Source organism: Spiractinospora alimapuensis (assembly GCF_018437505.1).
Taxonomy (GTDB): Bacteria; Actinomycetota; Actinomycetes; order Streptosporangiales; family Streptosporangiaceae; genus Spiractinospora; species Spiractinospora alimapuensis.
This window is the reverse complement of sequence record NZ_CP072467.1, coordinates 231849-256461: the sequence shown is the minus strand read 5'-3', so window position 1 is coordinate 256461 and position 24613 is coordinate 231849. Positions and strand designations below refer to the sequence as shown.

Genomic DNA, 24613 nt, shown 5'->3' with positions numbered 1-24613 from the left:
CATCCTCCGAAGGCCATATCCTCTTCACTCCCACCGGAAGAGCCGTGCCGCGGCGACAGCCGCACCGACCGCGATCCCTCCCATTATGCCGATCTGCGCAACGTAGGGAAGACTGGAGGAATCGATTCCGGTCCAGGTATCCAGGAGCAGTTGGATGCCAGGTGGCAGCACCTCGCCGAGACGCACCAAGACGTCCGGCAGGAACACCCGGGGCAGGAACAGGCCACCGACGAGCATCAGGACGAAGTAGAGAGCCATCGCCACCCCGTTCGCGGCCCGCGCGTTGGGCGCGACCGCCGCCACGAGCATCCCCAGAGCGATCAGCGAGGCGTTGCCGACGAGGAACGCGACGGCGAACAACCATGGCTGTTGCGGCAACGCGATGCCGAGCACCAGCCGCGCCGAGACGAGCAGCAGTCCGGCCGAGATCAGGATCGCGGTGAGCACGACGAGGAGCTGCGCGGTGAGGACCAGTCCCGGGTGCGCTGGGGTGGTCGACATCCGACGCAGGACGCCTTGTTCCCGGTAGGCGGCGACGACGTTGGGCAGGTGCACGAGGCCGAGCATCACCATGCCGAAGATCAACGCCGTCGGGGCCCAGGCGTCGACGAACCGTACGCCCCCGAAGTCCGGTGAGGGTTCACGCAGCATGGGGATCGCCCCGAGCGCGAGGAGGATTACGGTGGGAAACAGGATCCCACCGATGATGGGTGTCGGGTCGCGGAGAATCATCTTCGTCTCCGCGACGGTGAGGTGCCGCAGGACGGTGAGGCCTTCGGCCCGCACCACTCCGTCCGCGCGGGGTCCGTCGGTCGTGTCGGCACTGGTGTGGTCGTCGATCCGGCCGGTGGCGCTCATGGGTCCATCCTCTTTCCGGTCAGCGCGACGAAGGCGTCGTCCAGGCTCGACTGTTCGACCCGGAGGTCCTGGACAACGACCTGTTCCCGCGCGAGCACCGAGATCACGGCGTGAAGGACGTTCCCTCGTCCCGTCACCACGGTCTGGCCGCCCTCACGCTCCACCGTGTCCACCTCGGGCAGGTCTCGGAGTACCTGCCCGTCGACGTCGGCGGTCCCCCGAAATCGGATCCGCTGCTCCGGTGTGGCCCGGTTGATGAGACCGACAGGGGTGTCGAGGGCGACCACGCGTCCACCGTCGATCACCGCCAACCGGTCGCTCAACCGTTCCGCCTCGTCCATGAAGTGGGTGACCAGAACGATGGTGACTCCCGTGTCGCGCACGCTCTCGATGAGGCTCCAGGTGTCGCGCCGGGCTTGGGGGTCCAGGCCCGTGGTGAGTTCGTCCAGTACCGCGATGGTGGGTCGCCCGACCAGCGCCAACGCGATGGACAGTCGCTGCTTCTGTCCGCCGGACAGCCTCCGGTACTGCGCGTCACGTTTCTCGGCCAGGCCCAGCCGGTCCACCAGTTCGTCGGTGTCGGCGGGGGTGGGGTAGAACGACGCGTACAAGCGGACCACTTCGCTGACGGTGAGCCGTTCGGGGACCGTGGACTCCTGCAGTTGCACGCCGAGGCGAAGCCGTAGCCGTCCCCGGTCGGTGCGTGGGTCGAGCCCGTCCACCCGGATCGTGCCCTCGTCCGGCGTCCGCAGCCCCGCGAGGGACTCCACCGTGGTCGTCTTGCCCGCCCCGTTGGGGCCGAGGATCCCGAAGATCTCCCCTTCCTCCACGGAGAAGGACACGTCGTCGACGGCCACTTTCTCCCCGTACCGCTTGTGCAGGTTCCGCACGTCGATGATCGCCATGGTGTCGAGCATCCCTGGGTCGGGCGCCGCGCGGATCACCCGTCCGGGCACCGTCCTGGTGGATTCGCGGGTCAACCGATCGGTTGACCCGCGCCGATGGGTGCCTGGTCACCCGCCGGCCCTCCTGGGTAGTCGCTTCTGGGTAGCCATCCCTGGGTAGACACTCGTACGAAAGGAGAACCCTCATGAGTGAGAACGGATTCACGACCTGCCTGTGGTTCGACGGACAGGCCCTGGACGCGGCACAGTACTACGTCTCGATATTCGAGGACTCCAGCCTCGGTCGGATCACCCACACCACAGCCGCCGGGCCCGCACCCGCCGGCGAGATCCTCACCGTGGAGTTCGAGCTGAACGGACAACGGTTCGTCGGCCTCAACGGGGGCCCCGAGTTCACCTTCACCCCGGCGATCTCGTTCCAGGTGGACTGCCACTCCCAAGAAGAGGTCGACTACTACTACGCGCGCCTGCTCGAGGGCGGCGCGGAACTCCAATGCGGGTGGGTCACCGACAGATACGGCGTTTCGTGGCAGGTGGTCCCCACGGTGCTGATCGAGATGGTCAGCGATCCGGACCCGGACCGGGCCGCCCGGGTCACGGAAGCGATGCTGTCGATGAAGAAACTGGACATCGCCGCACTCCAGCGGGCATACGACGCGGCGGGGTGAGCCCTGTCCCGTGGGAACGTGACCGCCTTCGGCCAGCGCCCGACGAACACTCGTCACTGTCTGTCGATTTTCGCTGGCTGGACGCTACGATGGCGCGATGAGCGAACGTCACGAGACGGATCGGCGCAAGCGTGGCCTGCTCGGACGGGCGTCGCGCGCGGTCCGGCACCCGCAGCGGGGCCTCACCTACCTGCGCCGCGCCGCGCGCGACGCCGTACTCAACGTGCGTCACCGGGACCACGTGGGGTACTACCGAGCGGTCATGGCCGACGACAGCGCGCGGAACGCGAACAAGGCCGTGGGCAGCGCCAACGAGGAACGCTGGAACGCGTTGGGGCAGATGCAGTTCGACTACCTCGTCGAGCACGGCCTCAAGCCCACGCACCGGATGTTGGAGATCGGCTGCGGCAACCTGCGCGCCGGATGGCGGTTCATCGACCACCTCGAACCCGGCCACTACTACGGCGTGGACATCTCACCCGACATCCTGGTCCACGCCCAGCGCACCCTCGTGCGCAAGGGTCTGCAGGAGAAGCTGCCGCACCTCACCATGGTCGCCGACCTGCGGCTGGACTTCCTGCCCGACGAACACTTCGCGGTGGCGCACGCGCACAGCGTCTTCTCCCACTGCCCGCCCGCCGTGATCGAGGAATGCCTCGCCCACATCGGCCGGGTGCTCACTCCCGGCGGGTTCTTCGACTTCACCTTCAACCGCACCACCGGGGCTGAGTACCAGGTCCTGCGGGAGGACTACTACTACCGGACCGAACACCTGCTGACCATGGCGGAGAAGCACGGGTTCCGGCCTGAGTTCCGGGAGGACTGGGAGGAACGTCCGCACCGGCAGAGCAAGATCCGGGTCACCAAACCGGGAAACGCCGGCGCAGGAGTGGCGGAGCACCACTGATCGTGACCGGCCCCCTACCCTGGGCGCAGTCGAGCGTCACAGGGGCGGGTGGTCATGCCGCGCGGACTGGTGGGACAGTGGCTGGAACGGCCGCACTATGAGGTCCTTCCCCTGCCATGGGTGCGCCAGGTGGTACGGGACAACCTGGAGCCCGGCACCTTCGTCACGGTGACGTCCTCCCCCTCCCGGGGCATGGAGGCCACGGTCGAGCTCACCGAGGCCCTCACCGCCGACGGGTACTCGGTGGTCCCGCACCTCGCGGCGCGGGCGATGGACGACGAGGAGCGACTGCTGCGGATCGTGGAGCGGCTGGACCACGTCGGTGTTCGCGACGTCTTCGTCGTGGGTGGCGACAACCCCATGTGGGCGGGCCCCTACGAGAGCGGCGTCGAACTGCTCGCCGCACTGCGCACGCTGGGCCATCCCTTCACCGACATCGGAGTCCCCGCCTACCCAGAGGGGCATCCGACCATCGACGACGCGACGCTGTGGCGGGCGCTGGTGGAGAAACAGCGGGACGCCACCTACGTGGTGACACAGATGTGCTTCAGCGCCGAGACCATCGCGGCATGGGCCGGGACGGCCCGGCACCACGGCGTGCGCCTGCCGATGCGGGTCGGTATCCCCGGCCTGGTGCAGCGGCGCAGACTGGCCCTGATGACGGTGCGTATCGGCGTCGGGGACTCGGCGCGGTTCCTCCGCAAGCAGAGCATGTCCCTGGCGCGCCTCCTGCGCCCTGGAGGGTACTCCCCCACCCCCCTGGTCCGTCGGCTCGCGCGCCTGCCGGACACCCCCATCGTGGGCCTGCACCTGTACACCTTCAACCAGATCGAACGCACCGCGCGGTGGGCACGGGAGCACGCGGGGGCCCTGCCCTGACCCCGGGGACCACCGACCCCCCACAATTGCGAATTGCGGCGGAAATCGAATAGATTTCGAGTATGGCCGATCAGATCGACGCGCATCCGCGCCTCCTCGAATATGTCCGCAACATCTCCCTCCGCGAGGACGGAATTCTTCGGGAACTGCGCGAGGAGACAATGGCGCTACCCGGCGGTACGGTGATGCAGGTAATGGCGGAGGAGGGACAGTTGTTGGAATTCCTCGTCCGACTCACCGGGGCACGACGCGTGTTGGAGGTCGGAACGTTCACCGGCTACAGCACGCTGTGCATGGCCCGGGCACTACCCGACGACGGAATCCTGGTGACCTGCGATATCACCCAACGATGGCCGGAGGTCGGGGCCCCCTACTGGGCGCGCGCTGGTGTCAGCGACCGGATTGACCAACGCATCGGCGAGGCGGCGAAAACACTCGGCGAACTCGCCGAGGAGTTCGGACCGGAAAGCTTCGACCTCGTTTTCATCGACGCCGACAAGACGAATTACGGGAATTACTACGAGCACGCGTTGACACTGACCCGACCCGGCGCCCTGATCGTGATCGACAACACGTTGTTCTTCGGTCGGGTCGCCGACGAATCCGTCGACGACCCCGACACTGTCGCGATCCGGGACCTCAACGCGGCGCTGCGCGACGACGCGCGGGTCGACCTGTCCCTCCTGGTGATGGCCGACGGGATCACCCTCGCACGTAAGCGGCCCTGAGTCTCACCCCTCGGCGAGGTCGAGCGCGGTCAGCCGTAGGGTCGTCGGAGCGTCGCGCCGCTCGGACACGATGTGCAGACGCTGGAGGGGGTCCCCCTCCTCCAGCTCCGCCCACGGCACCGTTGACCGGCACGCGCAGTCGTCGTCGGTGAACCCGGCGAAGCGGTAGGCGATCTCCATCATGCGGTTACGGTCGGTGGGTCGGAAGTCAGCCACGATGTGGACACCGGCGCGCGCCGCGGAGTCCACCAGCCAGTTGAGCAACGCCGCGCCCGCGCCGAAGGAGACGACCCTGCAGGACGTCGCCAGCAGCTTGAGGTGCCAGACGTCAACGTGCCGCTCGAACAGCACCACACCCACGGCGCCGTGCGGACCGAACCGGTCGGCCATCGTGGTGACGAGTACCTCGTGCCGGGGGTCGTCGACGAGTGCGCGCAGGTCGGCGTCGGAGTAGTGCACGCCGGTGGCGTTCATCTGGCTGGTGCGCGCGGTGAGTTCCTCGACCCGGGACAGCTCCTCGTCGCCGGCCCGTTGGATGTCCATCACCAGTTCCAGCGAGCGCAGGAAGTCCTCGTCGGGCCCACTGTGGTCCGTGCGGGCGGCCTCCCTCTGGAAGGACGCCTGGTACATCGCGCGCCGGCGGGTGGCGTCGACGGTGACGCGCGGTGGGGTGAACTCCGGCAGGTCGACCAGTGACGTGGCCTGGTCCGCGGTGTAGGTACGGACCTCGGCGTGGTGGTACTCCACCTCGGCCCGTTCCGCCGGCTGGTCGTCGATGAAGGCGATCGTTCCCAGCGCGAAGTTGAGGGAGTCGGCGATCTCCTTGACCGAGGTGGACTTGGGCCCCCACCCGATGTGAGGCAGCACGAAGTACTCGGCCAGCCCCAGCTCCTCCAACCGGTCCCACGCCGGCTCGTGGTCGTTCTTGCTGGCGACGGCCTGGAGGACACCCCTCCGGTCGAGTTCCTTGACGACGCTCCGGATCTCCTCGGAGACCCACGTCTCGCCGTCCTCCAGGAGAGTTCCCTTCCACAGCGTGTTGTCCAGGTCCCACACCAGGCACTTGACGGTGTCGGCCCGTTCGGGCGCCTTCTCCTCCATCGAAGCCTTGCCCTTTCTCGTGGCTGTCCGTTGGGTCGTGGGTCGTGGTTCGCGGGTGTGGAGCGGAGGCCTACCGGGCCTCGCGGGCCTTGGTCGCGAGCATGAGCTGACAGATCTCGCTGCTGCCCTCGATGATCTCCATCAGCTTGGCGTCGCGGTAGGCCCGTGCGACGGGATGGCCGTCGTGTGCCCCGGCCGAGGCCAGGACCTGGACCGCGGAGGCGGCTCCCGCCGCGGCCTTGGTCGCGGCGACGTGCTTGGCGAGGACCGTGGCGGTCACCGCGTCGGGGGATCCCTCGTCCCAGGACGTGCTCGCGTGCTCACACATCCGGGTCGCGATCTGTTCGGATGTGTAGAGGTCCGCGAGACGCGCCCCCACGAGCTGGTGGTCGGCGAGCGCGGATCCGAACTGGCTCCGGCCGGTCGCGTGGGCGGCCGCCTCGCGCAGGCAGGACCGAAGGATCCCGACACACCCCCACGCCACCGACATGCGCCCGGAGGTGAGGGCGGCCGTCACCAGGAGGGCCAACGGAAGACCACCGGCGATCATCGCCGACGCCGGGACCCTCGCCCCGTCGAGCCGGACCGTGGCGTGGCCAGCGGCGCGGCACCCCAGCGGTGACTCGACCGGGGTCACGGTCACTCCGGGGGTGTCGGTGGGGACGACGACGGCCGCCGCCCCACCGTCGTGGCGGCCGACCACGACGACCAGATCCGCGTAAGTGGCGGCCGTCACCCACTTCTTCTCACCGTCGACCACATAGGACGTGCCGTCCGTGCGGATCTCGGTGGCCATGGCCGAGAGGTCACTGCCGGCGTCGGGCTCGCTGAAAGCCACGCCCGCGAGCTCGCCCCGCGTGAGGCGGGGAAGGTACTCCGACCGGACCCGTGTGTCCCCCAGCCGCATGAGGGTTCCGGCGGCCATGGACTGCGACGTCATGACGCTGCGCAGGGAGCTGCACAGAGCGCCGGTGTGTGCCGTGAGTTCGCCCGCGTCCCGGCTGGTGAGGCCGAGGCCCCCCTGGTCGGTGGGAACCTCGGGGCACAGCAGCCCCTTCCCGGCGAGCTCACGGAGGACCTCCACCGGGACGCGGCCGTCGCGATCCCAGTCGGCCGCGTCGTCACCCACCGCCGCCGTGACGACGGAGGTGAGGCCTGCGAGGACGGAGGGCTCGGTGGTGGGCGGGTTCACGCACTCTCCCCGCCCCGCAGGCGCCGGACGAGGTCCGCCATCGTGCGCACGGTGCGGAAGTTGTCCAGCTTGAGGTCGCCGCCCCGGATGGACACACCGTAGGTGCTCTCGAGGTGCACGACGAGCTCCATGGCGAACATCGAGGACAGGCCGCCCTGGCTGAAGAGGTCGACGTCGGCGTCCCAGGAGCCGCGTGTCTTGGACTCCAGAAAGGTGATCAGCGCGGACTCGATGTCGGTCGCGTGCTCGGTGGGGTTGGTGGTCATGCGAGCGTCTCCGTCTCTGCGTAGTCGTAGAATCCACGGCCGGACTTCCTGCCGTGCTTGCCGTCACGCACCATCTCCTGCAGGAGGTCGCAGGGTCGGCACGCGTCGTCGCCGGTGCGGGCGTGCAGGGCCCACAGGGAGTCGACGAGGTTGTCCAGACCGATCATGTCCCCGGTCCGCAGCGGCCCGGTGGGGTGACCGAGGCAGCCCCGCATGAGGGTGTCGACGTCGGCGGCGGTCGCGGTCCCCGACTCGACGATCCTCGCCGCGGTGTTGATCATCGGGTGGAGCAGGCGGCTGGTGACGAAGCCGGGGCTGTCGCGCACCACGACGTGTTGGCGCTCCAGCACGTCGAGGAACCCACGCAGGGTGTCCATCGCCGCCTGTCCCGTCTGGTCCCCACGGACCACCTCGACCGTGCGGATGAGGTAGGGCGGGTTCATGAAGTGGGTGCCCAGCAGCTCCGCCGGCCGGGCGACGTGGGCGGCGAGCTCGCTGAGCGGAAGACCCGAGGTGTTGGTGACGAGCACCGTTCCCGGGGCGACCGCGGCCGAAGCCCCGCCGAGCGCGGCCGCCTTGGCCTCGTTGGTCTCGGTGACCGCCTCCACCACCACCGTCGCCTCCTTGACGGCGTCGACCGCGGTGGCGGTCGTCAGCTCTCCCGGCTCCCGGTCGGTGGGCAGCGACCCCATCAACTGCGCCATGCGCGACTGATGGCGCACCTTCGTCTCCGCGTGGCGCACCGTCTCGGCGTCGACGTCCACGAGGACGACGGGGACACCGTGGCCCACGGCGAGGGTGGCGATCCCGGTCCCCATCGTGCCGGCCCCCAGCACCGCGAGCCGGTGCGCCCCGGCGTCCCCGGACACGGTGGGGGCGTCCTGGGATGCGGGGGCCGTCCCAGGCGTCGTTGACGACATTGCGGTCTCCTTAACGGTTTCGGTCCTCGGCGCGGTCACAGCCCGCGCTCGGCGAGCCAGTCGTGCAGCACCCGGGCCACGTCGTCGACGTGTTCCTCGAGCATGCTGAAGTGGTCCCCGGACACCGTGATCGCGGTGTGTGGCGGTTTCCAGGTGAACGGCGGCAGCGGGTGGCCGTCCCGGTCCGGCGTCGCCTCCTCGGCGCGGAGGACCACCGTGGGCGTCTCGATGGGGTCGGGCATCCACTCCGAGAAGAGCCGCATGTAGCCGCCCATCGCGGTGAGCCTCGTGGCGTCGACGATGCCGAGCTGCTGCTCGCGCTCCACCAGCCCCTTCTCGATCAGTGGCAACGCGAAGCCGTCGTCGGGCGACGGCGGATCCAACAACCCCAACGCCCTCGCCGGGAACCCCTCCCCCTCCAGGCGCTCCGCCACCGCGTGAGCCACCCACCCACCCGACGACCGCGCGACCAACACGTAGGGCCGCTCCCCCGCGCACTCCCGCACCGCCGCGGCCAAGGTGTCCACCACCGCCCCGACACTGTCCGGCAGCGGCTCCCCCTCCACGAACCCCGGCTGGGGAATCACCGCCACGTCACGCAACCCCCGAACCCCCGCCGCGAACCGCGCGTACTCCTGCACCCCCGAGATCATCAGGATCGACGGCAGACAGATCATCATCGGCACGTCCCGCACCCCGTGCGCCAACCACACAGCCCCCGACGAGACGAACTCCGCCCCCTCCCCGAACGTCTCCCGAATCTGCGCCGCGGCCTCCACCAACCGGAACCCCTCAGCGATCTTCCCGCCCTGGTAACAGGCCCGGAAGAGGGCGGGGAGGCCGTCTCCTACGGAGGCCGCTCCGTGGCCGTCACTGTGCGAGGTGTGCAACGCGGTGTTCGCGCCGCGGGCGCTGTCGGACGCCGCGACGTCGACGGCGCGGGCACCGCCGAGCAGTTGGTGCAGGTGGTCGGCGACCGCGTCCGGCGTCGTGTGGGCGAAGATCAGTCCCGCGGGAAGCCGCAGGTCGGTCGCTGCCGCGAGGTGGTTGCGCAGCTCCACTGCGGTGAGCGAGTCGTAGCCGAGCTCCAGGAAACTGTCCCCGGGCTGGACGGACCCCGCGTCGTCGTGCCCCAGAACCTCGGCCGTGCGTCGGGTGACCAGGTCCAGCAGGACCGATCGTCGCTGGTCGGTGTCGGTGGCCGCCAGGCGCCTCGCCAGGCCCGGCGCGTCGGCGTCCTCCCCGACCGTCCGTCGCCGGCGCACCGGACGGACGAGGCCGCGCAGGAGCGGTGCCACTGTGCCGCTGCGAGCGCTGCTCGCCGAGATTCCCGGCAGATCCAGCGGAACGGCAACGAGGTGTGGCTGGTCCGAGGCGAGTGCGGCGTCGAACAGAGCGACGCCGTGACTGTCGCTGAGCGGACCCGCGACACCCATCCGGGCGTAGCGGTTGAGGTCGGTGTCGTCGAGCTTCGCGGTCAGGGAGCTGCGCTGTTCCCACATACCCCAGGAGATCGACGTCGCCGGTAGTCCACGGGCCCGCCGATGGTGTGCCAGGGCGTCGAGGACGGCGCTCGCCGCGCCGTAGTTCGCCTGACCGGGACTGCCGAAGGTGCTCGCCGCGGAGGAGAACATCACGAACGCGTCCAGGTCGGTATCAGCGGTGAGTTCGTGAAGGTGGAGCGCGGCGTCGGCCTTGGGACGCATCACTGTGTCCACGTTCCCGGGGGTGAGAGCGGAGATAGTGCCGTCGTCCAGCGTCCCCGCGACGTGCACGACGGCGCGCAGGGGGTGCTGAGGGTCGATCGAACCGATGACGGTGCGTAGCGCCGCGGCGTCGGCGACGTCGCACGAGGCCACGCGGACATGCGCGCCGAGTTCTTCCAGGTCCGAGCGGAGTTCGATCGCGCCCGGTGCCTTCTCCCCCGACCTGCTCACCAACAGCAGGTGGCGCGCGCCGTGCCGCGTCACCAGGTGGCGGGCGACGAGACCGCCCAGGGTGCCGGTCGCACCGGTGACCAGGACCGTTCCTTCTTCCCCGAGCGTGCGGGGGACCTCCCCGGCCTCCGTCTCGTCGGTCGCGGCCGCATGCGGGGTGCGCACGACGCGTGGGGCGAGGAGGGCACCGTTCCTTACGGCGAGCTGCGGTTCGTCGGTGTCGAGAAGTGCGGGCAGTGTGGGGACGGCGGTGCGTGGATCGTCGATGTCGACGAGTACGACCTGGTCGGGTGCCTCCATCTGGGCTGTTCGCACCAGACCCCACAGACCGGAGCTCGCGAGGTCTCCGAGACTGTCCTCGGGATGGGCCGCTACGGCGTCCCAGGTGAGGATGACGAGGCGCGCTGCCGCCGACTCTGGGCCGTCCAGCCACTGGTGGAGCAGGTGCAGGCCCGAGCGTGCCACGTTCCGGGCATCGGCCGCGAGTGTCCCACTGCCGGACGGTAGCCATGGCGCGAGAACCGTAGTGGGTGCGGGCGCACCGGCGGCGACCGCGGTGCGCATCTCCTCGACGTCCGCATAGGCGGAGGCGTGGATACCCATCGCGGCCAAGGTCGTCGTCATCGCCAGTGGGTCACCTCCGAGCACCGCCCAGGGGCCGCCCGCCGCCGACGTCGCGCCGGCGGCGGGGACGGGGACCCACTCGACGTGGAACAGATCGTCTGCGGTGACGTCGCCGGTTGGCGCGGGTTCGTCACCCATTGGCCGCACCGTCAGTGACTCGACCGTGGCGACAGGCTCGCCATCGGGGTCCCACAACTCCATCGTGAGGCTGTCCGCGCCAGCGGGCACGATACGCACCCGGACCCGCGTCGCGTTGGCGGCGTGCAGGTGGACTCCGGACCAGGCGAACGGCAGGGCGAGAGGAGCCGAGGCGTCGTAGGCCGACGCGAACGCCATGGCGTGCTGCGCGGCGTCCATCAGCGCGGGATGGATTCCGTAACGCGCGGCGTCGGTGCGGAGGTGCTCGGGGAGTTCGACCTCAGCGAGGACCGCGTCGTTGTGGCGCCACACCGATCGCAGCCCTTGGAAGGCGGGACCGTAGCCGTACCCCGTCCCGGCGAGTCGTGGGTAGAGGTCGTCGACGGCGACAGGCGTGGCCGACGGGGGCGGCCACTCGCCGACGGGATCTGGTTCGGGACCGTTGGTCGTCAGGGTGCCGGACGCGTGTCGGGTCCAGGGGGTGTCGACCGTGAGCGGCACCTCACGCCAGGGGCGGGAGTGGATGGTGTATTCGCGTTCTCCCCCAGGCCGCGGAGCGCTCACCATGAGTTGCAGTTGCACACCGCCCTCGTCGGGAACCGCCAGTGGCGCGTGGACAACGAGTTCCTCCACGCCGGAGCAGCCCAACGCGTCGGCCGCGTGAAGCGCGAGTTCGAGGAAGCCCGTCCCCGGGACGATCGGGGTTCCGTTGACCGCGTGATCGACCAGCCAGGGATGACTGGTGCGAGAGATACGACCGGTCATGACGACCCCGCCGGACTCGGCCAGCGGCGCCGCCGCGCTCAGGAACCCGTGGGCCTGCGTCCGTAGGCCCGCCGCGTCGACCATGCTCCCGGTCCCCGCGGTGAGCCAAAAGTGTCGACGTTCGAACGGGTAGGTCGGGACGTCGACGACTTGGGGGCGCTGGTCGACGAAGACCGGCTCCCAATCGGGGGTGAGTCCGTGGACGTGTGCCTCGGCGAGCGACGTCAGGAAGCGGTCCAACCCGCCCTGCCCGGCGCGCAGGGTACCGAGGACCACGTGGGCGCCGCCGTCGCTCTCGAGGTCGAGGTTCTGTTCCACGTTGACGGTGAGCACCGGGTTGGCACTGCACTCCACGAAGGCCCGGTGCCCGTCGCCGCGCAGCGCGGTGACGGCCTCGGCGAACCGCACCTGGCGTCGGATGTTGCGGTACCAGTACTCCGGGGTCATCTCGGTGCCGTCGATGCGACTGCCAGTGACCGTGGAGTACAGGGGAACGCTCCCGACCGTGGGACTGATCCCGGCGAGCGCGTCGACCAGCGGGGCGTGGATGGACTCCACGCGGGGGGAGTGCGCCGCGAAGCTCCCCGGAACGCCGAAGGCGAACACCCCCTCATCAGCGCACGTACGCGACAGGTCCTCGAGCGCGGAGTTCTCGCCCGCGACGACCACGGAGGTCGGACTGTTCACGGCGGCGACGTCGAGTTCACCGTGCCACAGCGACAGGTCGGGGACCTGCCTGCCTGGGGGAAGGGCCAGCGCGAGCATCGCGTTTCCCTCGGCCAGAGGCGCGACGAGCGCGCTGCGCACCGCGACGATCCGCGCCGCGTCCTCGAGGGTGAGAATGCCCGCGACGCACGCCGCGGCGATCTCTCCCTGGGAGTGCCCCACCACCGCGTCCGGCCGGATCCCGTGGTGCTCCCATAGGGCGGCGAGAGAGACCATGACGGCGAACAGGGCCGGCTGCAGCACGTCGGGACGCGCCAGCGTGGCGTCGTCGGAGTCCCGGACCACCCGCAGGAAGTCGTAGTCCAGGTGCGGAGCCAGGGCGTCGGCGCACTCCCGCATCCGCTGGGCGAACACCGGGGAGTCCGCCATCAGTTGGTCGGCCATCCCGGCCCACTGCGCGCCCTGCCCGGGGAAGACGAAGACGGTCCCGCCTCGGTCCGCCTCCTGGCCGCGCACCGCGTTGGGGTGTGGCGTCCGATTGGTGAGCGCCCGCAGTCCGGTCAGGAAGTCCTCGTGCGTACTCGCCACGACCGCCGCCCGGTGCGCGAGGTCGGCGCGGCCGGTGGCGAGGGTCCATCCGATGTCGGCCGGTCGCAGGCCGGGCCGTTGGGCGGCATGGGTCGCGAGTCGGTGGATGGTCTCCTCCAACGCGCTCGCCGTCCGGGCGGACAACAACCAGGGAACGGGACGCGCGGCGGGTGCGGCGGTCACGTCGTTCGGTTCGGTCGGCGTGGGGGGTTCCTCGACGATGACGTGAGCGTTGGTTCCGCTGACGCCGAAGGAGGACACTCCGGCGCGCCGTGGGCGGTCTCCGGTCTTCCAGGGGGTGGGTGACCGCGTGAGGGCGACGGTTCCGGCCGACCAGTCGACGTTGGGGCTCGGGGTGTCGGCGTGGAGGGTCCGAGGGAGTTCGCCGTGGCGCATGGACTCGATGATCTTGATGCCGGCGATGCCGGCCGCGGGTCCGGTGTGCCCAATGTTGGTCTTGATGGATCCCAGCCACAGGGGGTTGTCCGGGGAGTGCCCGCGGCCGTACGTGTCGATCAACGCGCTGGCCTCGATCGGGTCGCCCAGGGCGGTCCCGGTGCCGTGGGCCTCCACCACGTCGACGTCGGCGGGACCGAGGCGAGCGTCGTTGAGGGCGTGACGGATCACCTCCCGCTGGGCTGTGCCGTTGGGCGCGGTCAGTCCAGAGCTGGCTCCATCCTGGTTGATCGCGCTCCCGCGGACCACGCCGAGGATGCGCCGTCCGTTGCGTTGGGCGTCACTGAGCCGCTCCAGGACCAACATGCCCACGCCCTCGGCCCATCCCGTACCGTCGGCACCGGCGCCGAACGCCTTGCAGCGCGCGTCGGGGGCGAGCCCCCGCTGGCGGCTGAACGACACCCAGGCGCCCGTGCCGGTGTAGATCATCACGCCGCCGACCAGCGCCAGGCGACTCTCCTGGGCACGCAACGACCGCGCCGCGTGGTGCAGCGCGACCAGGGACGAGGAGCATGACGTGTCCACGGGGACCGCGGGGCCGCGGAGTCCGAGGCTGTAGGCGATCCGCCCGGCGGCGACGGCGGGCATGGTTCCGGTGACCAGGTAGCCGTCCAGGCCGTCCCGCGCGTCCTGGATGGGTGGCCCGTAGCTCTGGCCCACGATGCCCAGGAAGACCCCGGTCGGCGTACCGGCCAGCGACTTGGGATCGATCCCCGCGTGCTCGACCGCCTCCCAACTCACCTCCAGGGCGAGGCGTTGTTGGGGGTCCATCGCGAGCGCCTCGCGGGGACTGATTCCGAAGAACCCTGCGTCGAACTCGCCGGCGTCGTGGAGGAAGCTTCCGCGACGGACGTAGCTCGTTCCGGCCGCCTCGGGATCGGGGTCGAAGAGACGGTCCAGGTCCCATCCTCGGTCCGTGGGGAACTCCGAGAGGGTCTCTCCTCCCTCGGCGAGGATCTCCCATAGGCGTTCGGGGCTCGTGGCCCCGCCGGGGTAGCGACACCCGATCCCCACGATGGCGATCGGTTCGTGGTCGCGTTCCTCCAGTTCCGCGACGCGTTCCCGCTCGGCCCGCAGGTCGACGGTCGTCCGCTTCAGCAGCTCGCGGAACTTATCCTCGTTGCTCATCCGTGCCCTACTCCCGATGAGGTGTGCGTGGTGGGGTCAGGAGATGCCGAACTCGTTGTCGAGCAGTTCCAGGAGCTCGTCGTCGCTGGCGTCCTGGATGTCACCACGGGAACCGTCTCCGGCACGCGTCGATGACTGCAGGGTGCCCAGGAGGTCCCGCAGCCGGACCGCGACCTTCTCCCGGGTCACGGTGTCGACGTGGTCTGCCGCGAGCGCGGCCGAGAGTCGGTCCACCGCGGTCACCGGGTCGAGCGTGGCGCCGTCCCGTTCGGCGGAACGCTCCATCAGGTGTCGCCCGAGTTCGTGGGCGGTGGAGTGCTCGAACACGACGGTGACGGCGAGTTCCACCCCGGTGGCGGCGGTGAGGCGGTTACGCAGTTGGACGGCCGCCATCGAACTGCCACCCGCGTCCATGAAGCCGCGGTGGACGTCGACCGTCTCGGGATTCTCGTGCCCCAGCACCGTGGCGATGTGTCGGCGCACGAACGCCACCGCCGCGTCCTCACGGCGCGCGTCCTCGAGTTCCAGCACGCGACGCCACTCTGGCGTGAACTCGCCGACGGACGCCGCCTCGGTATCGGCCTGGGGCAGCGCCGTGGAGGCGCCCGCGCGTGGGGTGGAGGTCAACCAGAACCGTTTGCGCTGGAAGGGGTAGGTGGGGAGGTCGACCACCCGCCCGATCTCCGGGGCGGACAGGGTGCTCCAGTCGGGGTCGAGTCCGCACACGGCGGCGTCGGCGACTGCGCCGGCGGCGTCCGCCGCGTCTCCGTCGGGTGCGCGCAGCGAGGCCAGTACCGCCGGGTGGGGGCAGCCGGCGGCGTCCAGCGTCTGCTGGAGTGGAACGGTCAGCACCGGGAAGGGGCCAATTTCGACGAAGGTGTCCCACCCGCGATCCACCGCGGCGCGGACCGCGTCCACGAACCGCACGGGCTGTCGGACGTTGCGGAACCAGTAGTCGGCGTCGAGTCGGTCGCCGTCGATCAACGCGCCGGTGACGGCAGAGACCATGGGCACCGGTCCCCGCGTGGGGGCGAGTCCGGCGAGGCGTTGCTCCAGTTCACCCCGGATCGAGTCGATTTGTGGTGTGTGGGCGGCGAAACTGACCGGGATCGGTACCGCCATGACCCCGGCGTCTCGGCACCGTTCGGCGTACTCCTCCAGTGCCTCGGTCGCACCGGAGACCACCAGGGAGTGGGGACCATTGGTGGCCGCGAGGGAGAGGTCGCCGCGGGTGGACTCCAGGGGTGGGTGTTCCCGTCCCGGCGACAGCTGTAGTGCCAGCATGCCGCCCGCGTCGAACCGGGCGGCGAGGAGTTGGCTTCGGAGGGCAACCACACGTGCGGCGTCCTCAAGGTTGAGGTGTCCCGCGACGTACGCCGCGGCGATCTCCCCCTGGGAGTGCCCGATGACCGCGGAGGGGCGGATGCCGCGTGCCTCCCAGAGGGCGGCGAGGGCGACCTCGGCGGCGAAGAGGGTCGGCTGGGCGACGTCGGGTCGGGCGATGTCAGGTGCGGTACTCGCGCCGCGGAGCACGTCAACGACCGACCAGTCCAGATGGGGCGCGAGCGCGCGGTCACATGTGTCGACGGCGTCGGCGAACGCGGGTGAGGCGTCCAGTAGAGGCGCCATCTGTCCGTGTCCGAGGGCTCCCTGTCCGGGGAACACGAACACGGCCTCGCGGCGCGTCGCGGCCCGGCCACGGAACACTCCCAGCGACGGTGCGCCGTCGGCAACGGCGAGCAGGCGGTCGAGGAGCTCCTGTCGGTCGCCCGCGACGACCGCGGCCCGCCACTGGTGTTTCTCGCGCGTCGTGGCGAGTGACCGCGCGATGTCGGCGGGGCCGACCGCGGGGTCGCGTCGCGCGCGTTCCCACAGGCGCAGCGCCTGGGCGCGCAGCGCGGCCTCGTCCCGTGCCGAGACCAGACAGGTCACCGGTGTCCGGGGGGCGGGGGACCTCCCGCCCGCCATGTTCGTGCCATTCGGGGCCGACGCCACCGGCCCCGGCTCGGTGGGGTCGTGCTCCAGGACCAGGTGCACGTTGGTGCCACTGATGCCGAACGCCGACACGCCGGTGCGCCGTGGGGCGCCGGTCTCCGGCCAGGCTCGCTGTTCGGTGAGCACCTGGACGGTACCCGCAGACCAGTCGACATGGGGCGTGGGTTCCTCGGCGAACAGAGTCCGGGGCAGCACGCCGTTGCGCATCGCCATCACCATCTTGATGACGGACGCGACACCGGCCGCGGTCTGGGTGTGCCCCAGGTTGGACTTCACAGACCCCAGGTAGAGCGGGCGTTGCGGGGTGTGGTCGCGTCCGTAGGTGGCCAGTAGGGCCTGGGCCTCGATCGGGTCGCCCAGCGCGGTGCCAGTCCCGTGCGCCTCGACGGCGTCCACCGCGTCACCGGAGACGCCCGCGTTGTCGAGCGCGGCGCGGATGACGCGCTGTTGGGCGGGACCGTTGGGCGCGGTCAGGCCGTTGGAGGCTCCGTCGGAGTTGGCGGATCCACCGCGCACCACCGCCAGCACGTGGTGTCCGTTGCGTCGGGCGTCAGACAGGCGCTCCAGGACGACGACCCCGGCGCCCTCGGCGAAGCCGGTGCCGTCCGCGTCCGCCGCGAACGCCTTGCAACGGCCGTCGGCGGCGACCCCGCGTTGCCGGCTGAACTCCAGGAACGCCTCGGGGGTCGCCATGACCGCGACTCCTCCGGCCAGCGCCAACGAACAGTCCCCGGACCTCAGTGACTGGACGGCCTGCAGCACCGCGTACAACGAGGACGAGCAGGCGGTGTCGATGGTGATGGCGGGCCCGTGCAGGCCGAGGGTGTAGGCGACGCGTCCGGAGATCGCGCTGGTCGTGGAGCCGACGGCCGCGATTCCCTGCAGGTCCGCCGGGACGTCGAGGGGGTGCGCGCCGTAGCGGTAGGAGGTCGCGCCGACGAAGACGCCGGTCGTGGACCCGCGCAGCGAACGCGCGTCCAGCCGGGCGTGTTCCAGCGACTCCCACGCCACCTCCAACATGATCCGCTGCTGGGGGTCCATGGCGAGGGCCTCCTTGGGGGAGACACCGAAGAAGTCCGCGTCGAACTCCCCCGCATCGTAGAGGAAGCCGCCCTCCCGCGCGTAGCTGGTCCCGGGATTGTCGGGGTCGGGGTGGAACAACTCTTCCAGGTCCCATCCCCGGTCCGAGGGAAACTCCCCGACCGCGTCCCGGCCGGCCACGACCAAGTCCCACAGGTCGTCGGGTGAGGTGACCCCGCCGGGATATCGGCAGGCCATTCCCACGATGGCGATGGGTTCGGTGGCCGCCTCGCGCAGCTGCCGGTTCTCCTCGCGCAGCTGTTCGGTCTGTTTCAGACTCGAGCGCAGAGCCTGAACGAGTCGCTGTTCGTTGGGTGCTTCGTCCGATGTGCTCACGTCACTCCCCCACCGTGCCGGACTCGTCCAGCGCGAGGCGCACCAGATCGTCGGCGTTGAGACTGTCGAGGTCGCCCTTGTCCGTCCGTGGGGCGAGCGCCGGCTCCTCGCCGCGCGCGAGGGCCAGCACCGCTTCGGCGAGCCCCGATCGTTGGAGACGATCCAGTGAGAGCGAGTCGAGTGCGCGGTAGATCTCGACCTTGTCGATCGGCCCGTCACTGGTGGCGCCGTTCTGCTCCGGCTGGGGATCGGTGAGGTCGAGTTCCCCGCGCACGAAGTCCCGGACCGCGGTCGGTGTCGGATAGTCGAACAGGAGCGTCGCCGGCAGGCGGGTGCCGGTGGCGGCGCCGAGTCGGTTACGGAGTTCCACCGAGGTCAGCGAGTCGAACCCCATCTCCTTGAACGGTCGGTCGATCGGCACCGCCTGGGCGTCGCCCATGCCGAGGACTTGCGCGGTATTGCGGCGCACGAGGTCGAGCAGGTGCGCGTCACGGTCCACTCCGTTCATCGCGGCGAGACGTTCGCCGAGCCCCGCGTTGGACTCCTCCGCGATGTTCCGCGCCGTGCGGCGCCGGCGGCGTCGCAGGCCACGCAGCATGGGCGAGTGCGCGCCGGAGGCTTGCGCGTCCAGCGGTGAGGCGACCACCAGGGACTGGCCGCTGTCCAGCGCGGCCTCCAAGAGACGCAGCCCCAGGTCCGTGGACAGTGGGGGCAGGCCCATGCGACGCATCCGCTCGCGGTCTCCTCCGTCGAGGTGGCCGGTCAGGCCACTGGCCTGGTCCCACAGCCCCCAGGCCACGGACGTGGCGGGCAGCCCCTCCACGTGGCGGCGGGCCGCGAGAGCGTCCAGGACACCGTTGGCCGCGGCGTAGTTCCCCTGGCCCGGGTTGCCGATGATCCCCGCCACAGAGGAGTAGAGAACGAAATCCGCGAGGTCGTGGGTGCGGGTGAGTTCGTGCAGGGTCAGGGCCGCGTCCGCCTTGGGCGCCATGACCCGTCGGATCTGCGCGGGGGTCATGCCGGAGATCGTGGAGTCGTCCAGCGCGCCCGCGGTGTGGATGACCGCGGTGAGGGGGTGGTTCGTAGGAATCGCGTCCAGCATGGCCGCCGCGGCGATGGGATCGGCGATGTCGCAGGACACGATCTCGACGCTGGCCCCCAGCCCCTCCAGTTCCTTGCGCAACTGGTCGGCTCCTGGCGCGTCGGGGCCACGTCGACTCGCGAGCAGCAGGTGGCCGACGCTCCGCTCGCGCACCAGATGTGTGGCTGTGAGGGCACCGAGGGTCCCGGTTCCTCCGGTGATGAGGACGGTGCCTTCCGGGTTCCACGGCGCGGGTTGGGTGAGGACGATCTTGCCGATGTGTCGCGCCTCCCGCAGGTGCCGCAGTGCCTCGGGGGCGCGGCGGATGTCCCACGCGCTCACCGGGACGGTGTCCAGTTCCCCCGCCTCGAACATGGTGAGGATCTTCGCCAACATGTCTTGAATGTGCACCGGTGGGGTGTCGGCGACGTTCAGGATCCGGTAAGTGACGTCCGGGTAGGCCGCCCGCACCTGTGTCTCGTCCCGGAGGTCTGTCTTGCCGATCTCGACGAAGCGGCCCCCGGCGCGGAGCAGGCCGAGGGAGGCGTCGATCGCCTCCCCAGCCAGGGAGTTGAGGACGATGTCCACACCTGTCCCGGCGGTGACCTCACGGAACTTCTCCGCGAAGTCCAGCGTGCGGGAGGACGCGATGTGGTCGTCCGGGACTCCGAGAGATCGCAGCGTGGCCCACTTGTCCGGGTGGGCGGTGGCGAAGACCTCGGCGCCTCGGGCGCGCGCGATCTGGATCGCCGACAGCCCCACCCCTCCGGTGGCCGCGTGGATGAGGACCCGGTCGCCAGCGGCGATGCCCGCGATCTCGATCAGGCTCTGGTAGGAGGTCAGGAAGATGGCGGGGATCGAGGCCGCGGCGGCGAAGGTCATGCCCCGCGGCATTCGGGTCAGCATCTCTCGTTCCGCGACCGCGACCGGCCCGAAGGCCCGGTCGATTCGACCCATGACCCGGTCGCCGGGCGCGAGGTCGCGGACGTCGGACGCGACCTCCAGCACGACTCCCGCGCCCTCGCTGCCCATCGTGTCCTCCCCCGGGACGATGCCCAGGGCGACGATGACGTCGCGGAAGTTGACCCCGCTGGCCCGCATCGCGACCCGCACCTGCCCCGCCTCGAGCGCGGCGTTGGCCTCAGGGGCGGGCACCAGGGTCAGGTTCTGCAGTGTTCCCTGCGTGGAGACGTCGAGCCGCCATGGGCCGTCCTGGGGAGCCGTCAGGGCGGCGACGTCGCGTGGCGGCGCGAGGCGGGGGACCAGGAGCTGGCCCCGACGCACGGCGAGCTGCGGTTCCTCCACCGCCAGGACACGGCCCAGGAGTGGTGCGTCCAGAGCGACATCGGTGTCCAGGACGACGAACCGGCCGGGATTCTCCGACTGGGCGGTACGCACCAGGCCGGTCACCGCCGCGGGAGCGGCGGCGGGTGCCGGATCGCCCGGCGCCGCGGCGACCGCGTCACGGGTCACCGTGACCAGTGGTGTGTCGGCGAGGCGGGGGTCCTCGATCCACCGTTGGATCAGGGTGAGGATCGACGCGCACGCGACGTCCACGGATTCCCGCGGGCTCGAGGTGACGACGGCGTCGGGGGGCGTTCCTCCCTCGTCCAGGTGCGTGGCCAGATCGTCCCATGTGGGGAAGTGGCGCAGGTCGGCGCCGAAGGGTTCGCCGACGACGGCCCACTCCCCCCGCTCGTCGGCCGCCGGCCACACCGCCTCCTCAGCGGGCGGCGTCCAGTTGACGACGTGCAGGGCACCGTCCTCGCCGGAGGAGTCGCCCAGGGTCTCTGGGCGTACCTCGCGCAGGACCAGTGACCGTACGTCGGCGACCGGTTCTCCCGCGGCGTCGACCGCGACGACGGAGAAGGAGTCCTCGCCCGTGGGCGTCGCCTTGACGCGCAGCGTCGACGCGCTCTCCGCGTGCAGCGTCACCCCGTTCCAGGCGAAGGGGAGCCGTGGTTCGTCGAGGGGGCGTCCAAGCAGCAGCGCGTGGAGTCCGGCGTCCAGCAGGGCCGGATGGATCCCGTAAGAGTCCACCGACTCCTCGAGGTCGCCCGGCAACGCGACCTCGGCGAACACCTCGTCGCCACGCCGCCACGCGGCTCTCAGGCCACGGAACGCCGGCCCGTACTCGTATCCGCACGTCGTGAGTTCCGCGTACCCGGCGTCGACGTCCAGCTCCTCAGCACCCGCCGGTGGCCACATCCCACCGATGTGGGGAGCGGGTGCGACGTCGGCGCTGAGCACCCCGTGGGCATGGCGCCGCCACTCCGTGGCGTTCTGTCGGGCGTCACGGGAGTACACCGCGACGGCCCGTCGTCCCGAGGTGTCGGGGGCGTCCGCCACGACCTGCACGTCGACCGTCCGTCGCCCGGTCAACAGCAGCGGCGCCTCGAGCAACAACTCTTCCAGCGTGGCGACGCCGGCCCGCTCCCCCGCCGCCAGCGCGAGTTCGACGAAGGCGGTACCGGGCAGTAGCGGCGCGCCACGTACCGCGTGGTCCGCCAGCCACGGGTGCGACTCCAGGGACACCCGCCCGTGGAGCACCAAGGCGCCGTCGGCCACGTCAAGTCCCACTCCCCCGAGCGGGTGGCCACCGGTCGCTCCGGCCGCGGCGGGGACCGCCGCCGCGCCGGTGGGAACATCCAGCCAGACGCGTTGGCGCTGGAACGGGTAGGTCGGTAGATCCGTCTCGACGGGACCACCGTCAGGGACCGAGGTCGTCCAGTCGACCGACAAACCGTGGGCGAATGCCGAGCCGAGCGCCGCGAGCATCGCGACGTCCTCGTCCTGGTCGCGCCGCAGGGACCCGAAGGCGGCCACTGGGCGGTCCTCGGCCTGCAGGGTGTCCCGAACGGCGGCGGTGAGGATCGGGTGTGGACTGCATTCGACGAAGAGTTGGTGTCCGTCTCGGCCAAGCGCGGTCACGGCGTCCGCGAACCGAACCGGGTTGCGCAGGTTCTCGAACCAGTAGTCGGCGTCCATCAGGGTGTCGTGAACAAGATCCCCGGTCAGTGTCGAGTAGAGGGGGATCTGTGGCGCCCGCGGGGAAACATCCGCCAGCACGGAGACGATCTCCTCCCGCAGCGCCTCGACGTGGGGGGTGTGCGAGGCGTAGTCCACGTCGACCAGTCGGGCCTGAGCGCCCTGGGCCGAACAGTGGGACACCGCCGCGGCGACCGCGTCGGGCTCCCCCGCGACCACTGTCGCGGCGGGACCGTTGACCACCGCGACGTGGAGGCGGTCGGCCCAAGGCGCGATAAGTTTCCGCACCCGGTCGGCGGGAAGCGTGATCGAACCCATGGCGCCAGTACCGGCAAGGCCGCTCAGAGCCTGGCTTCGCAGCGCGACGACCCGGGCCGCGTCGTGAAGGGATAGGGCGCCGGCGATGTAGGCTGCCGCGATCTCGCCCTGAGAGTGCCCCACGACGGCGTCGGGAGTGACCCCGCGGGCACGCCACAATTCGGCGAGGGAGACCATCACCGCCCACAGGACGGGCTGCACCACGTCAACCCGATCCAGTCCAGGTGCTCCAGTGTCGCCGCGCAGCACAGCACTCAGGGAGAAGTCGACGTGGGGTGCCAGGGCCCGCTCACAGTGGGTGACCCACTCGGCGAAAGTGGGGTCGCCGGCGAGTAGCTGGCGCGCCATCCCCTCCCATTGGGCTCCCTGTCCAGGGAAAACGAAGACAGACTTATTCCCATGTGCGGCGACACCCTGAGCGAGCGCGGGGTGGCTTTCGCCGCGGGCCAGAGCGCCGAGCGCCTCCGTGGCCGCTTCGGAGTCTCTTCCAACTGCGACAGCACGGTGGGGCAACAATGCGCGTGTCGTACGCAGGGAACGTGCCACGGCAGCGCGATCCAGAGAGGGGCGCTGCTCGACGTACGCGGCCAACCTACTGGCCATGGCGCGGAGGGCGGACTCGGAGTGCGCGGAGAGAATCCACGGAACGGCCTGACCGGACCGCGCGTCTTCGATCGGCGCGGCGGGTACCTCCTCCGCCGCGGGTGCCTCTTCCAGAATGACGTGAGCGTTGGTGCCGCTGATGCCGAACGCCGAGACCGCGGCGCGCCGCGGTCTGTCTCCGCGTGGCCATGGTTGGCGCTCGGTGAGAAGCTCGACCGTTCCTGCCGACCAGTCCACGTGGGGGGTGGGTTCGTCCACGTGCAGCGTCTTGGGTAGTTCTTCCTTGCACAACGACATGATCATCTTCACCATGCCGCCAGACCCCGCCGCCGCCATGGAGTGTCCGATGTTGGACTTCAACGTCCCGAGCTTCAGCGGCGGCCGGCCCGCCCGGTCCCGCCCGTAGGTCCGGATCAGGGCCTGGGCCTCGATCGGGTCGCCGAGGGTCGTCCCGGTCCCGTGGGCCTCCACGACGTCCACGTCACTGGCCTCCAGACCCGAGTTCTCGAGCGCCTGGAGGATCACCCGCTGCTGGGACGGACCGTTCGGCGCGGTCAACCCGTTGGAAGCTCCGTCGGAGTTAATCGCGCTGCCACGGAGCACCGCGAGGATGTGGCGACCGTTCCGCCTGGCTTCGGAGAGCCTCTCCAGGACGAGCAGCCCCGCCCCTTCAGCCCACGCCGTCCCATCCGCGGCGGCCGCGAAGGCCTTGCATCGTCCGTCCGGAGCGAGACCCTGTTGGCGGGAGAACTCGGTGAAGGAACCGGGTGTGGACAGAACCGCGACGCCACCGGCCAGAGCTATCGAGCACTCCCCAGCCCGCACGGCGGCCGCGGCCTCGTGAATCGCCACCAGCGCAGAGGAGCACGCGGTGTCCACGGTGACCGCTGGCCCCTCGAGGCCGAGAGTGTAGGCGATGCGCCCTGAAAGAACACTGGTGGTCTGTCCCGTGAGGACGAAACCCTGAATGTTGCGGCCCGCCTCGTGCATCCGCGGCCCGTACTCCTGGGACATCGCGCCGATGTACACACCGGCCCGATCCCCCCGCAGAGAGGTCGGATCGATCCCTGTGCGCTCCAGTGCCTCCCACGCGACCTCGAGGAGCAGCCTCTGCTGAGGGTCCATGGCCACGGCTTCGCGGGGGCTGATCCCGAAGAACTCGGGGTCGAACTGTGTCGCCTCGTGGAGGAACCCACCGTTGCGCTGGTAGCTGGTTCCCGGGATCTCCGGTGTGTCGTCGAACAGCGTGGTGAGGTCCCAGCCACGGTCAGTGGGAAAGTCCCCGACCGCGTCCCGCTCCTCCGTGACCAGGTCCCACAGCTCCTCCGGCGAGTTGGCGCCGCCGGGGAACCGGCACGCCATGCCGACGATGGCTAGAGGCTCGGACTCCCGTTCGGCCAACCGGCGGTTCTCGTCGCGCAGCCGCTCCGTCTCCTTCAAGGCGGAACGCAGGGCCGCGACGAGCCGGCTGTCGTCAGTGGTCATC

At 70.4% G+C, this 24613-nt stretch carries 13 protein-coding genes; 4 read left to right on the top strand and 9 right to left on the bottom strand.

Translation table 11 applies throughout. The features are described from left to right. Positions 1–24: 24 nt before the first annotated feature. Both J4H86_RS01065 and J4H86_RS01060 read right to left on the bottom strand, forming a co-directional pair. On the bottom strand, positions 25–858 hold the full coding sequence (locus J4H86_RS01065; RefSeq protein ID WP_236541319.1) for an ABC transporter permease: 834 nt from the start codon (positions 856–858) through the stop codon (positions 25–27). Next, entirely contained in the window at positions 855–1763 is a 909-nt protein-coding gene (locus J4H86_RS01060; RefSeq protein ID WP_236543853.1) for an ABC transporter ATP-binding protein, read from the bottom strand. The genes J4H86_RS01065 and J4H86_RS01060 overlap by 4 nt, the downstream gene beginning before the upstream one ends. Positions 1764–1948: 185 nt before the next feature. Between J4H86_RS01060 and J4H86_RS01055 the strand changes: the two genes are divergently transcribed. From J4H86_RS01055 to J4H86_RS01040, 4 genes are all read left to right on the top strand, one after another. Then, positions 1949–2431 (top strand): VOC family protein, encoded by a 483-nt coding sequence (locus J4H86_RS01055; protein WP_236541318.1) that lies wholly within the window; start codon positions 1949–1951, stop codon positions 2429–2431. A 97-nt stretch (positions 2432–2528) separates the two neighbouring features. Next, positions 2529–3338: a class I SAM-dependent methyltransferase gene (locus J4H86_RS01050; protein ID WP_236541317.1), complete on the top strand. Its 810-nt coding sequence runs from the start codon at positions 2529–2531 to the stop codon at positions 3336–3338. 54 nt (positions 3339–3392) lie between these two features. Continuing rightward, positions 3393–4217: a methylenetetrahydrofolate reductase gene (locus tag J4H86_RS01045; protein ID WP_236541316.1), complete on the top strand. Its 825-nt coding sequence runs from the start codon at positions 3393–3395 to the stop codon at positions 4215–4217. 62 nt (positions 4218–4279) lie between these two features. After that, a complete protein-coding gene (locus J4H86_RS01040) occupies positions 4280–4945 on the top strand; it encodes an O-methyltransferase (protein WP_236541315.1) in 666 nt (221 codons plus the stop codon). Positions 4946–4948: 3 nt separating this feature from the next. Here the strand turns inward: J4H86_RS01040 and J4H86_RS01035 are convergent, their stop codons facing one another. The 7 genes from J4H86_RS01035 to J4H86_RS01005 form a co-directional block, all read right to left on the bottom strand. Continuing rightward, on the bottom strand, positions 4949–6046 hold the full coding sequence (locus J4H86_RS01035; RefSeq protein WP_236541314.1) for an HAD-IIIC family phosphatase: 1098 nt from the start codon (positions 6044–6046) through the stop codon (positions 4949–4951). A 70-nt stretch (positions 6047–6116) separates the two neighbouring features. Continuing rightward, the gene (locus tag J4H86_RS01030; RefSeq protein WP_236541313.1) at positions 6117–7238 is read right to left on the bottom strand and encodes an acyl-CoA dehydrogenase family protein; all 1122 of its coding nucleotides are present in this window, start codon (positions 7236–7238) and stop codon (positions 6117–6119) included. Then, entirely contained in the window at positions 7235–7504 is a 270-nt protein-coding gene (locus J4H86_RS01025) for an acyl carrier protein (protein WP_236541312.1), read from the bottom strand. Before J4H86_RS01025 ends, J4H86_RS01030 begins: the two co-directional genes overlap by 4 nt. Then, positions 7501–8424 (bottom strand): 3-hydroxyacyl-CoA dehydrogenase family protein, encoded by a 924-nt coding sequence (locus J4H86_RS01020; protein ID WP_236541311.1) that lies wholly within the window; start codon positions 8422–8424, stop codon positions 7501–7503. Before J4H86_RS01020 ends, J4H86_RS01025 begins: the two co-directional genes overlap by 4 nt. A gap of 35 nt (positions 8425–8459) precedes the next feature. Continuing rightward, positions 8460–14726 carry a type I polyketide synthase gene (locus J4H86_RS01015; protein WP_236541310.1) on the bottom strand — a complete coding sequence of 2089 codons (6267 nt, stop codon included), beginning with the start codon at positions 14724–14726 and terminating at the stop codon, positions 8460–8462. 36 nt (positions 14727–14762) lie between these two features. Next, on the bottom strand, positions 14763–18137 hold the full coding sequence (locus J4H86_RS01010; protein ID WP_236541309.1) for a type I polyketide synthase: 3375 nt from the start codon (positions 18135–18137) through the stop codon (positions 14763–14765). A gap of 1 nt (position 18138) precedes the next feature. After that, positions 18139–24612 (bottom strand): type I polyketide synthase, encoded by a 6474-nt coding sequence (locus J4H86_RS01005; RefSeq protein ID WP_236541308.1) that lies wholly within the window; start codon positions 24610–24612, stop codon positions 18139–18141. Position 24613 lies beyond the last annotated feature (1 nt).

Bases quoted from the DNA above. Each gene is read 5' to 3' on its own strand.
- J4H86_RS01065 (WP_236541319.1), bottom strand. From the start codon at position 858: ATGAGCGCCACCGGCCGGATCGACGACCACACCAGTGCCGACACGACC.
- J4H86_RS01060 (WP_236543853.1), bottom strand. From the start codon at position 1,763: ATGGCGATCATCGACGTGCGGAACCTGCACAAGCGGTACGGGGAGAAA.
- J4H86_RS01055 (WP_236541318.1), top strand. From the start codon at position 1,949: ATGAGTGAGAACGGATTCACGACCTGCCTGTGGTTCGACGGACAGGCC.
- J4H86_RS01050 (WP_236541317.1), top strand. From the start codon at position 2,529: ATGAGCGAACGTCACGAGACGGATCGGCGCAAGCGTGGCCTGCTCGGA.
- J4H86_RS01045 (WP_236541316.1), top strand. From the start codon at position 3,393: ATGCCGCGCGGACTGGTGGGACAGTGGCTGGAACGGCCGCACTATGAG.
- J4H86_RS01040 (WP_236541315.1), top strand. From the start codon at position 4,280: ATGGCCGATCAGATCGACGCGCATCCGCGCCTCCTCGAATATGTCCGC.
- J4H86_RS01035 (WP_236541314.1), bottom strand. From the start codon at position 6,046: ATGGAGGAGAAGGCGCCCGAACGGGCCGACACCGTCAAGTGCCTGGTG.
- J4H86_RS01025 (WP_236541312.1), bottom strand. From the start codon at position 7,504: ATGACCACCAACCCCACCGAGCACGCGACCGACATCGAGTCCGCGCTG.
- J4H86_RS01020 (WP_236541311.1), bottom strand. From the start codon at position 8,424: ATGTCGTCAACGACGCCTGGGACGGCCCCCGCATCCCAGGACGCCCCC.
- J4H86_RS01015 (WP_236541310.1), bottom strand. From the start codon at position 14,726: ATGAGCAACGAGGATAAGTTCCGCGAGCTGCTGAAGCGGACGACCGTC.
- J4H86_RS01005 (WP_236541308.1), bottom strand. From the start codon at position 24,612: ATGACCACTGACGACAGCCGGCTCGTCGCGGCCCTGCGTTCCGCCTTG.